Source organism: Amycolatopsis sp. NPDC104587 (genome assembly GCF_055583645.1).
Genome location: NZ_JBVJNO010000005.1, coordinates 156,330 through 167,679 on the forward strand (window position 1 = coordinate 156,330; position 11,350 = coordinate 167,679).

An 11,350-nucleotide genomic window follows, 5' to 3' on the forward strand; every position below is an offset into this window, starting at 1 on the left:
CGAACCTACGGTGGCCCGAACACCACCAGCACACAGCTGTGTTTTTTACAGCCTAAAAGATGGAATCGGAGGTAAGCCGTGACCGGGGACTACGCCGTGATCGCGCTCTACATCGCGGGCATGCTCGGGGTCGGCTGGTACGGCCTCCGGCTCGCCAAGACGAAGTCCGACTACCTCGTCGCCGGGCGGCGGCTGGGCTGGTTCATGTACTCCGGCACGATGTCGGCCGTCGTGCTCGGCGGCGCGTCCACCGTCGGCGGCGTGAAGCTCGGCTACACCTACGGCCTCTCCGGGATGTGGCTGGTCGTCAGCATCGGCGTCGGCATCCTGGTGCTGCACGCGCTGTTCGCGCGCCGGCTGGTGAAGCTGAAGGTCTACACCGTCGGCGAGATGCTCGACCTGCGCTACGGCGGCCGCACCAGCGCGGTGTCCGGCGTGGTCATGTGGGGCTACACGCTGATGCTGACCGTGACCTCGACGTTGGCGTTCGCGTCCATCTTCAAGGTGCTGTTCGACCTGCCGAACTGGGCCGGGATCGCGATCGGCGGCTCGATCGTGGTGCTCTACTCGGTGCTCGGCGGCATGTGGTCGATCACGCTCACCGACATCGCCCAGTTCGTCATCAAGACCATCGGCATCCTGGCGATCCTGCTGCCGGTCGCGATCAGCTCCGCGGGTGGCTTCGAAGGCATGAGCGAAAAGCTCGACGCGAGCTTCTTCAGCTTCACCTCGATCGGCACCGACACGATCATCACCTACTTCGTCATCTACACCTTCGGCCTGCTGATCGGCCAGGACATCTGGCAGCGCGTCTTCACCGCCCGCACCCCCGCGATCGCGACGTCCGGCGGCATCACCTCCGGCGTCTACTGCCTGGTCTACGGCCTGGCCGGCGCGCTGATCGGCACCGCGGCGCACACGCTGTACCCGGACCTCGCCAGCGCGCAGGACGCGTTCGCGACGATCGTCGAACGGCTGCTGCCGACCGGCGTCCGCGGCCTGGTGCTGGCCGCCGCGCTGTCGGCGATGATGTCGACGGCCAGCGGCGCGCTCATCGCGTGCTCGACGACCACGACGTCGGACCTGCTGACGAAGGTGGGCCTGAAGAAGGGCGGCGAGCTCAGCCGGAACCGGATCGCCACGCTGGTCCTCGGGCTGCTCGCGATCGGCATCGCGATGATCGTCGACGACGTCGTCAACGCGCTCACCATCGCCTACGACATCCTGGTCGGCGGCCTGCTGGTGGCGATCGTCGGCGCGCTGTTCTGGAAGCGCGGCACCCGGCAGGGCGCGTACGCGTCGATGGTCGCCGGCACCGTGTTCGTGGTCGCCTTCATGATCATCGACGGCGTCGACGCCAACACGCCGATCTACTGGGGACTCGGCGCGAGCCTGGTGGTCTACCTGGCCGTCAGCTTCGCCACGCCCCGCACGGCCGACTCGATCCTCGGCATCTGGACCCGCCGCCTGGCCGGCGAAGACACCCCGACCCCGACCCGGGAACAGGAGCCCACCAGTGCCTAACATCGGACCCCTCGATTCGTCACGGGTTCCCCGCTTCGCCGGCTTCGCGACCTTCGCGCGGCTGCCCCGGCTCGACCAGGTCGAGCACGCCGACGTCGCCGTGGTCGGGGTGCCCTTCGACTCCGGGGTCTCCTACCGGCCCGGCGCGCGGTTCGGCCCGGCCGCGGTCCGCGAGGCGAGCCGCCTGCTGCGGCCGTACCACCCCGAGCTGGACGTCTCGCCGTTCGCCGAACGCCAGGTGGTCGACGCCGGCGACGTCGCGGTCAACCCGTTCGACATCGGGGAGGCGATCGAAACGCTCCAGCAGGAAGCCGAAGCGCTGCAGGCGAACGGGACGCGGCTGGTGACCGTCGGCGGTGACCACACGATCGCGCTGCCGCTGCTGCGGGCCGCGGCGAAGCGGCACGGACCCGTTGCCCTGCTGCACTTCGACGCGCACCTCGACACCTGGGACACCTACTTCGGCGAGCCGTACACCCACGGCACCCCGTTCCGGCGCGCGTCGGAGGAAGGGATCCTCGACACGAGCGCGCTTTCACACGTCGGGACGCGCGGGCCGCTGTACGGCAAGCGGGACCTCGAAGAGGACCGCCGCCTCGGCTTCGGCATCGTCACCTCCGGCGACGTCATGCGGCGCGGCGTCACCGAGACCGTCGACGCGCTGCGGCAGCGGATCGGCGACCGGCCGCTGTACGTCTCGGTCGACATCGACGTCCTCGACCCGGCCCACGCGCCGGGCACCGGCACCCCGGAAGCCGGCGGGATGACCAGCCGCGAGCTGCTGGAGATCCTGCGCGGCCTGCGCGACCTGAACCTCGTCGGGGCCGACGTCGTCGAGCTGGCGCCCGCTTACGACCACGCCGAGATCACCGCCATCGCGGCCTCCCACGTCGCCTACGACCTGGTGAGCCTGCTGACCTTGGGGAAGAGCGCATGACGGACACCGAACGCATCGGCGGCGACGTCGTCGTCGAAACCCTGCGCGCCCTGGGCGCCGACACGGTCTTCGGCCTGCCGGGCCAGCACGCGCTGGGCCTGTTCGAGGCGCTGCGGCGCGCCGACGACGTGCGCGTGGTCAGCTCACGCGTCGAGAACAACCTGGCTTTCGCCGCCGATGGGCACGCCCGCGCGCGGCTCGCGGCCAACCCGGACGGCCCGGTGCCGGTGACGCCGCTGATCGTCTCCACCGGCCCGGGCGCGCTGCTGACGCTGGCTTCCCTGCAGGAGTCCCGCGCGGCGTCGGTGCCGGTGCTCGGGATCTCCAGCCAGATCCCGGTCGCCGGGCTCGGCGGCGGCCGCCACGGGTACCTGCACGAGCTGCCCGACCAGCAGGCGAGCTTCTCGGGCGTCGTGAAGTCGGTGCACGTCGTGCGCCGCGCGAGCCAGATCCCGTCCGCGCTGCGTGAAGCCTGGACGTCGGCCGCGACCGCGCCGTACGGCCCGGTGTGGGTCGAGATCCCCCAGGACGTCCTGCTCGGCCCGGCCGGGCTTCCGCCGATCACGTCGGTGTCGGCCGCTCCCCCGGTCTTGGAGCCGCTGCCGGAGCTGGTCACCGAAGCGGCTCAGCTGCTGGGCGCGGCGGCGAACCCGGTCATCCTCGCCGGCGGTGGCGCGCTGCGGTCCGGCGCGCACGCCGAGCTGAAGGCGCTGGCCGAGGCCCTGCGCGCCCCGGTGATCTCGACCTTCGGCGGCAAGGGTGTCTTCGGCTGGGACCACGAGCTGTCCGGGCGGTCGTGGCTGGAGGACTGGCACACCACGGAGTTCCTGGCGAACGCCGACGTCCTGCTGGTGCTGGGGTCCGGGCTCGGCGAGCTCTCCAGCAACTACCGCGAGTTCGCCCCACGTGGCCGCGTCATCCAGGTCGAGGCCGACCTCGGCAAGCTGGAGTCGAACTACCCCGGCCTGGGCATCCACGCCGACGTCCGGCTCACGCTGCAGGCGCTGCTGGAGTGGGTGCCGATGCGCCCGTCCGACGGCCGTGCGGAAGCCGCCGTCGCCGGCCTTCTGGACCGGGTCGAGTCGCGGTTGGACGGCCAGGACCTGGCCGTGGAGCGGAAGTTCGTCGACGACGTCCGCGCAGCCGTCCCGCCGGGCACGCACACGTACTGGGACATGACGATCGCCGCGTACTGGGCCTGGTCGGCCTGGAACCCCGAGGGCGCGCCGATCCACACCGCACAGGGCGCGGGCGGCCTCGGGTACGGCCTGCCCGGCGCGCTCGGCGGCGCGGCCGCCGGCGGCCCGGCGCTCGCCGTGTCCGGCGACGGCGGCGCGATGTACGGCGTCGCCGAGCTGGCCACCGCGGTGCAGCACAACCTGGACGTCACGTGGCTGATCGTCGACGACGGCGGTTACGGCATCCTGCGCGAGTACCTCACCGACACGTTCGGCCAGTCGACGGCCACCGAGCTGGCGCGCCCCGACTTCGTGGCGCTGGCCGGTTCGTTCGGCGTTCCGGCCACGCTGTCCACTTTGGACACAGTTGGCGCCGACGTCGCCGCCGCGCTGCGCACGCCGGGGCCGTCCGTGGTGGTCCTGCCCGCCCTGCTGAAGATGTTCGCGCCGACCCACCTGGAGAAGGCATGACGCTCGACCTGACCAACCCGGCGACCGGCGAGGTGTTCGGCACCCGCGCGATCGCCTCGCAGTCCGATGTGGACGCGGCGATGAAGGCAGCCGAGAAGGCGTTCCGCGAATGGCGTCGCAGCACTCCGGCCCAGCGGCAGCTCGCGCTGCTGAAGATCGCCGACGCACTCGAGGCGCGTGCCGGGGAGTTCGCCGACCTGGAAGTCCGCGAAACCGGCAAGATCCGGTCGGTTGTCCTGGACGAGGAGATCCCGGAGTGCGTCAGCGCGCTGCGGTTCTTCGCGGGGGCGGCGCGGCAGCTGGAGGGCACCGCGGCCGGGGAGTACCTGCCCGGCCACACGTCGGTGATCCGCCGCGAGCCGGTCGGCGTCTGCGCGCAGATCGCGCCGTGGAACTACCCGCTGATGATGGCGGTCTGGAAGATCGCGCCGGCCCTGGCCGCGGGCAACACGGTGGTGCTCAAGCCCGCCGAGACCACGCCGTCGACGGCCGTGCTGCTGGCCGAGGTCGCCGCGGAGTTCCTGCCGGAGGGCGCGTTCACGGTCCTGTGCGGCGACCGCGACACCGGCCGTGCCCTGGTCCGCCACCCGGTCACCGAGCTGGTCTCGATCACGGGGTCCACCCGCGCGGGCATCGACGTCGCAACGGTCGCGGCGGCCGACCTCAAGCGCACCCACCTGGAGCTGGGCGGCAACGCACCTCTGCTGGTCTTCCCCGACGTCGACCTGGCGTCGACGGCGGAGGGCATCGTGGGCGCGGCGTTCTACAACGCCGGCCAGGACTGCACGGCGGGCAGCCGGGTCCTGGTCCACCGGTCGATCCACGACGACTTCGTCCGCGAGCTGACCAAGGTGGCGGCGGCGCAGACACCGGCCGTCGACTTCGGCCCGCTCAACAGCGCGGCGCAGTTCTCCCGCGTCCAGGGCCTGATCGAGCGCCTCCCGGCCCACGCACGCATCGAGACGGGCGGAAACCGGCACGGCGACGCCGGGTTCTACTTCGCCCCCACCGTGGTTTCGGGCCTGCGCCAGGACGACGAGATCGTCCAGGAGGAAATCTTCGGCCCGGTGATCACGGTCCAGTCCTTTTCGGACGAAGACGAGGGTGTCGCGCTGGCCAACGGCGTCCCGTACGGCCTGGCGTCCTCGATCTGGACCCGGGACCTCGCGATCGCCGCCCGCGTGTCGGCGGAGCTGGACTTCGGCTGCGTGTGGGTCAACACGCACGGGCCATTGGCCGCCGAGATGCCCCACGGCGGCTTCGGCCATTCCGGCCACGGAAAGGACCTTTCGGCGTACGCCTTCGCCGAGTACACGCGCGTCAAGCACGTGATGACGAGGTTCGCATGACCGATCGTGTGACGAAGGTCGAGCACCACGGAATAGCACCGATCCCCCCAGCCGACCAGACATCCCGCCCCCGCGACCTGTTCCGGCTCGCATTCGGCGGAGCGAACACGTTCGCCACGATCATCCTGGGAACACTCCCGATCGCCTACGGCCTGAGCTTCCGCGACGCACTCCTGGCAACGGCCCTCGGCGTGGTCGTCGGCGGCCTGGTCCTGGCCCCGATGGCTCTGTTCGGCCCCCGCACGAGGACGAACAACGCGGTCTCGTCCGGCGCCCACTTCGGGGTGGTCGGGCGCTGCGTCGGATCGTTCCTCTCGCTCCTGACAGCGATAACGTTCTTCGCGATCTCGGTCTGGGTAAGCGGCGACGCGGTGGCAGGAGCAGCACAGCGACTGTTCGGCTTCGACGGCGGCGCGGCACTGCGAGCGGTCGCCTACGGCCTGATCGCGCTGGCAACACTGGTGGTCTGCATCTACGGCTACCGTTTCATGCTGCTGGTGAACCGGATAGCGGTGGTCCTCGGCACGGTGATCATGGTGCTGGGAATCCTCGCGTACGGCGGCTCGTTCGACCCGGGTTACGCGGGCACGGGCACGTACGCGCTGGGCACGTTCTGGCCGACGTTCACCTTGGCGGCCCTGACGGCGTTGGCCAACCCGATCTCGTTCGGAGCATTCCTCGGCGACTGGTCCCGCTACATCCCGAACAGCTACCGAAAGCGCGCCCTGCTGACGGCGCCGTTCCTGGCCCAGGTGGCAACGCTCCTCCCGTTCGGCTTCGGCATCGCAACGGCAACCCTGGTAGCCGACCCGGCGGACTACATCACGGGCCTGACGGCGATTTCCCCGCTCTGGTACGCAATCCCCCTGATAGTGGTGGCCCTGATCGGCGGCCTGTCCACGGGAACAACATCGTTGTACGGAACGGGCCTCGACTTCAGCTCGATCTTCCCCCGGCTCTCACGGGTACAGGCGACCTTGGTGATCGGCACCCTGAGCGTGGCATTCATCTTCGTCGGCAACTTCGCACTGGACATGGTGTCGAGCATCAACACGTTCGCCACGCTGATCGTGCTGTGCACGTCCCCGTGGATGGTGATCATGATGATCGGTTTCGTCCAGCGCCGTGGGTTCTACGACGTAGCGGACTTGCAGGTGTTCAACGAGGGCCGCCAAGGCGGCCGCTACTGGTTCACCCGAGGGGTGAACTGGCGGGCAATGGCAGCCTGGATCCCAGCAACAACACTGGGGTTGCTCTGCGCGAACACCCCGATGATCACAGGACCACTACGAGACATAGCCGGAGGAGTGGACATCAGCCTGCTGGTGACATTGACAACGGCAGCAGTGGCCTACCCGGCACTGGTAAAGCTGTTCCCGGAGCCCCCGGAGGTCTTCGCCGAGGCACGACGAACAGCCGCGGAAGCAGAGGCCCTGCCCACGAAGGCCTGAGCTGGTGGTCATCCCGTCGCCTGAGGCCGCAAAAATCACTTTGAGCCAGGCCCGCAACCCACAACAAAAAGGCGAGAGAACAACCCAAGCTTGCGGGCCTGGCTCAAAGTGATAGGCCTCAATCAGGCGACGGGATGACCACCAGCGAGAAGAGAGAGGTCATCCCAGAGCCTGCCGGTCCGGCGAGGACAATCGTTAAACCGCGGCAGAAGCCTCAGCCGCGGTTCGCGTCCTTCTTCTCGGGTTCCGAAACCGAGCCCAGCCGCGAAGCCCATTCAGTAACCCGCCGAGCGACATCCTGAGCCGTCAGCCCGATGCGCCCCAAGACCTCGTCCCGGCTCCCCAGATCATGGAAAGCCTGCGGCACAGCCAAGTCCCGCAAGGGCACATCACACTCGGCATCCCGGAACATCGCGGCCAGAGCGGAACCGAACCCCCCGTGCCGGCCACTGTCCTCCACAGTCACGACAAGCTTGTGCTGGGACGCCAGCGCCACCAGCTCGGCCGGCACCGGCAGCACCCACCGCGGGTCGACGACGGTGACCCCGATCCCCTGGTCGGCGAGCCGATCGGCGGCAGCCAGCCCGAGCGTCGCGAACGGACCGACCGTCACCAGCAGCACGTCGGCCGCATCGACGGGACGGCGCAGCACGTCGACCGTGCCCAGCCGCTCGACGGCAGCGACATCCGCACCGACCTTGCCCTTGGAGAACCGCAGCGCGGAAGGACCGTCCGAGATGGCCACGGCCTCCCGCAGCTCTTCCCGCAACGAAGCAGGATCCCGCGGCGCGGCAACCCGCATCCCCGGAACCATGCCCAGCAGCGACAGGTCCCACATGCCGTGGTGGCTCGGCCCGTCCGGCCCGGTGATCCCGGCCCGGTCCAGCACCAACGTCACGGGCAGGCGGTGCAGCGCGACATCCATCAGCACCTGGTCAAAAGCCCGGTTGAGAAAAGTCGAGTAGATCGCCACAACCGGATGCAACCCACCCATGGCCAACCCGGCAGCCGACGTCACCGCGTGCTGCTCGGCGATACCCACGTCATACCACCGCTCGGGAAAAGCCTCCGCGAACTTGTCCAACCCGGTCGACCGCAACATCGCCGCGGTGATCGCGACGACGTCTTCCCGCTCGGCACCGATCTTCGCCAGCTCGTCACCGAAAACACCGGTCCAGCTCGGCCCCTTCACCGGCGGCAGCCCGGTCTCCGGGTCGATCGGGTCGGTCTGGTGCATCTGGTCGTGCTCGTTGTTGACCGCGGGCGCGTACCCGTGCCCCTTCTCGGTGACGACGTGCACGATCACCGCGCCGCCGAACGTCTTCGCGCTCAGCAGGGCCTTCTCCAGCGCGACCTGGTCGTGGCCGTCGACCGGGCCGAGGTACTTCAGGCCGAGGTCGGAGAACATCGCCTGCGGGCTCAGGGCGTCCTTCAGCCCGGCCTTCGCGGCGTGCAGCGCGGCGTAGATCGGCCGGCCGACGACCGGGGTGTGCCGGAGGATCTCGCGGCCGCCGTCGAGCAGCCGCTCGTACCCCGGCTGCAGGCGCAGCGCCGCGAGGTGGTCGGCCAGGCCGCCGATGGTCGGCGAATAGGAGCGGCCGTTGTCGTTGATGACGATGACGACCGGGCGGTCGCGGTGCGCGGCGATGTTGTTGAGCGCCTCCCAGCACATGCCGCCGGTGAGCGCGCCGTCCCCGACGACGGCGACGGCGTGCCGCTCGCCGCCGTCCAGCGCGAACGCCTTCGCCAGGCCGTCCACATAGGACAGCGCGGACGAGGCGTGGCTGCTCTCGACCCAGTCGTGCTCGCTTTCGGCGCGCGACGGGTACCCGGTGACCCCGCCGGTCTGGCGCAGCAGGCTGAAGCCGTCGGCGCGGCCGGTGACGATCTTGTGCACGTAGGCCTGGTGCCCGACGTCCCAGACGATCGCGTCGCGTGGCGAGTCGAACACGCGGTGCAGGGCCAGCGTCAGCTCGACCACACCGAGGTTCGGCCCCAGGTGCCCGCCGGCGCGGCGGACCTTGTCGACGAGGAAGTCCCGAATCTCGGCGGCCAGTTCGCCGAGGTCCTCGACACTCATGCGCTTCAGATCCGCCGGTCCGGCGACGGACTTCAGCATCGTCACTCGTCTCCACCTCACTCGTTCGGGCCCACCCACGTTCCGGCCAGTCTACGGAGACCCGCCAGGGTGGTTCCGCCCGCCGCGTCCGGCGTCACAGGCGGAGCGCGACCACCCGTCATCACGCGGGGTGAACTCCGTCTCCCCGCCGTGCTGTGGCGGTCACGCGGCGTGGCCACGAGAATGGGGCGCATGGCGGACTTCTGCATCGGCGGCGAATGGGTGGACGCGCTCGGCGGCGGGCGCCGCGAGATCCGCTGCCCGGCCGACGGCTCCCTGGTCGCGACGGTCGCCGAGGGCACCGCGAAGGACACCGAGGCCGCCATCGCGGCCGCGCGGCGGGCGTTCGACACCGGCCCGTGGCCCGGCACGCCCGCGCACCTGCGCGGTGACCTGCTGCTGCGCACCGCGGACCTGCTCGACCGCGACGCGGAGGCGTTCGCCCGCGCCGAGTCGCTCGACACCGGCAAGCGCCTGGTCGAGAGCCGCTACGACATGGCCGACATCGCGGCCTGCCTGCGCTACTTCGGCAAGCTCGCGGCGCAGGACGCCGGCCGCGTCGTCGACACCGGCAACCCGGACGCCTTCAGCCGGATCGTGCACGAGCCGGTCGGCGTCTGCGGGCTGATCACGCCGTGGAACTACCCGCTGTTGCAGACCGTGTGGAAGATCGCACCGGCGCTGGCCGCGGGCAACACGTTCGTGCTCAAGCCGAGCGAGCTGACCCCGCACACGGCGATCCTGTTCCTCAAGCTGCTGACCGAGGCGGGCCTGCCGCCGGGCGTCGCGAACCTGGTGCTCGGCGCGGGCGCCGAGGCCGGGGCGCCGCTGGCCGCGCACCCGGACGTCGACCTCGTGTCGTTCACCGGCGGGCTGGCGACCGGGAAGGTGATCGCCGCCTCGGCGGCCGCGACGGTCAAAAAAGTGGCCCTGGAGCTGGGCGGGAAGAACCCGAACGTGGTCTTCGCCGACGCCGATTTCGAGACGGCGGTCGACTACGCGCTGACGGCGGTGTTCCTGCACTCGGGCCAGGTGTGCTCGGCGGGCACGCGGCTGATCGTGCAGCGCGAGTGGCACGACGAGTTCGTCGACGAGCTGGTGCGCCGGGCCGAGCGGATCCGGCTGGGCGGGCCGTTCGACGAGCGCGCCGAGACCGGGCCGCTGATCTCGGCGGCGCACCGGGCGAAGGTCGAGGACTACGTGGCCACGGCGCTGGCCGAGGGCGCGGTGCTCCGGACGGGCGGCCGCCGGCCGGACGACCCGGCGCTGGCCGACGGCTTCTACTACCTGCCGACCATCCTGGACCAGGTGCAACAGGGGTCGTCGGCGGTGCGCGAAGAGTCGTTCGGGCCGGTCCTGACGGTCGAGACCTTCACCGATGAGGACGACGCCGTCCGCATCGCCAACGACACCCACTACGGCCTGGCCGGAGCGGTGTTCACGCAGGACGCGGGGCGCGCCCAGCGCGTGGCCGGGCGGCTGCGCCACGGCACGGTGTGGATCAACGACTTCCACCCGTACCTGCCGCAGGCCGAGTGGGGCGGGTACAAGCAGTCCGGGTTCGGCCGCGAGCTGGGGCCGTCGGGGCTGGCCGAGTACACCGAGACGAAGCACGTCTACCAGAACCTCCGCCCGGGGCCGCAGCACTGGTTCGCCGGCTGAGCGTGTCCCCCGATCGGGATCGACCGAACGGCCCAACGCGGAAAAGGTGATCGGAAAGCCGTTTCCCGCGTCCTATGCTGCCTGGCGTGACGCACTTCCGGGGGCCGCGGGCGGTGGTGGTGGGCGCGGCCGCGCTCGGGGTGATCGCGGGCCTCACGCTGCGCACGGCCGAGTACCCGGGTGTGCTGCCCCCGGGCACCCCCGACCCGGAGCTGGCGCTGGGCCTGCGCCTGGTCTGCGCGGCGGCGGTCCTGATCGCGGCGACGCTGGCGTACCTGACGTTCGCCCGCCACCAGGACGAGCCGCTGGCGCTGGCGTGCCTGCCGGGCCTGGTGGTGACGGGCGTGGTGCTGCGCCACCTGGTGGTGACGCTCCCGGGGGTGACCCGCATCCAGCCGGCGGCCCGCATCGTCCCGGGCGCGGGCGCGTGGGTGCTGCTGGTGTCCGGGGTGGCGATGACGGCCACGGGCCTGGCGGCCGCCTTCGCGGCGAAACGGGCCACCTGACGCGCGGGGCGGGGTTGCGGCAGCGCGCGGCGGTCAGGCCGGCGCGAGCACGCCGAGCAAGGCACGCCCGGCCTGCCGATCCCCGCAGGCTCGATACCGCGCGGGCACGCCAGCAAGGCACGCCCGGCCCGCCGATCCCCGCAGGCTCGATAC

Annotated in this window: 8 protein-coding genes; 7 read left to right on the forward strand and 1 reads right to left on the reverse strand. The window is 70.8% G+C overall.

Annotation, left to right across the window (positions count from 1 at the left end; all coding sequences use genetic code 11):
* The first annotated feature begins 78 nt into the window (after positions 1-78).
* The 5 genes from ACZ61C_RS16215 to ACZ61C_RS16235 are packed head-to-tail and all read left to right on the forward strand — an operon-like array spanning position 79 to position 6,910.
* Positions 79-1,524: a sodium:solute symporter family protein gene (locus ACZ61C_RS16215; RefSeq protein WP_465307339.1), complete on the forward strand. Its 1,446-nt coding sequence runs from the start codon at positions 79-81 to the stop codon at positions 1,522-1,524.
* Positions 1,517-2,461, forward strand: coding sequence for an agmatinase (speB, locus tag ACZ61C_RS16220; RefSeq protein ID WP_465307341.1), 945 nt, complete (start codon positions 1,517-1,519; stop codon positions 2,459-2,461). Before ACZ61C_RS16215 ends, speB begins: the two co-directional genes overlap by 8 nt.
* Positions 2,458-4,110, forward strand: coding sequence for a thiamine pyrophosphate-binding protein (locus tag ACZ61C_RS16225; RefSeq protein WP_465307343.1), 1,653 nt, complete (start codon positions 2,458-2,460; stop codon positions 4,108-4,110). Before speB ends, ACZ61C_RS16225 begins: the two co-directional genes overlap by 4 nt.
* The gene (locus ACZ61C_RS16230) at positions 4,107-5,459 is read left to right on the forward strand and encodes an aminobutyraldehyde dehydrogenase (RefSeq protein WP_465307345.1); all 1,353 of its coding nucleotides are present in this window, start codon (positions 4,107-4,109) and stop codon (positions 5,457-5,459) included. Before ACZ61C_RS16225 ends, ACZ61C_RS16230 begins: the two co-directional genes overlap by 4 nt.
* On the forward strand, positions 5,456-6,910 hold the full coding sequence (locus ACZ61C_RS16235; RefSeq protein WP_465307347.1) for a purine-cytosine permease family protein: 1,455 nt from the start codon (positions 5,456-5,458) through the stop codon (positions 6,908-6,910). Before ACZ61C_RS16230 ends, ACZ61C_RS16235 begins: the two co-directional genes overlap by 4 nt.
* 214 nt (positions 6,911-7,124) lie before the next feature.
* Here ACZ61C_RS16235 and dxs read toward each other — a convergent pair whose 3' ends face one another.
* Positions 7,125-9,035, reverse strand: a complete 1,911-nt coding sequence (gene dxs / locus ACZ61C_RS16240) for a 1-deoxy-D-xylulose-5-phosphate synthase (protein ID WP_465307349.1) — start codon at positions 9,033-9,035, stop codon at positions 7,125-7,127.
* 186 nt (positions 9,036-9,221) lie between these two features.
* On the opposite strand from dxs, the gene ACZ61C_RS16245 reads away from it, so the two are divergent.
* Entirely contained in the window at positions 9,222-10,691 is a 1,470-nt protein-coding gene (locus ACZ61C_RS16245) for an aldehyde dehydrogenase family protein (RefSeq protein ID WP_465307351.1), read from the forward strand.
* 86 nt (positions 10,692-10,777) lie between these two features.
* Complete coding sequence (locus ACZ61C_RS16250; protein ID WP_465307353.1) at positions 10,778-11,197, forward strand: hypothetical protein; 420 nt, start codon at positions 10,778-10,780, stop codon at positions 11,195-11,197.
* The last annotated feature ends 153 nt before the right edge of the window (positions 11,198-11,350 follow it).

Bases quoted from the DNA above. Each gene is read 5' to 3' on its own strand.
- ACZ61C_RS16225 (WP_465307343.1), top strand. From the start codon at position 2,458: ATGACGGACACCGAACGCATCGGCGGCGACGTCGTCGTCGAAACCCTG.
- ACZ61C_RS16230 (WP_465307345.1), top strand. From the start codon at position 4,107: ATGACGCTCGACCTGACCAACCCGGCGACCGGCGAGGTGTTCGGCACC.
- ACZ61C_RS16235 (WP_465307347.1), top strand. From the start codon at position 5,456: ATGACCGATCGTGTGACGAAGGTCGAGCACCACGGAATAGCACCGATC.
- ACZ61C_RS16245 (WP_465307351.1), top strand. From the start codon at position 9,222: ATGGCGGACTTCTGCATCGGCGGCGAATGGGTGGACGCGCTCGGCGGC.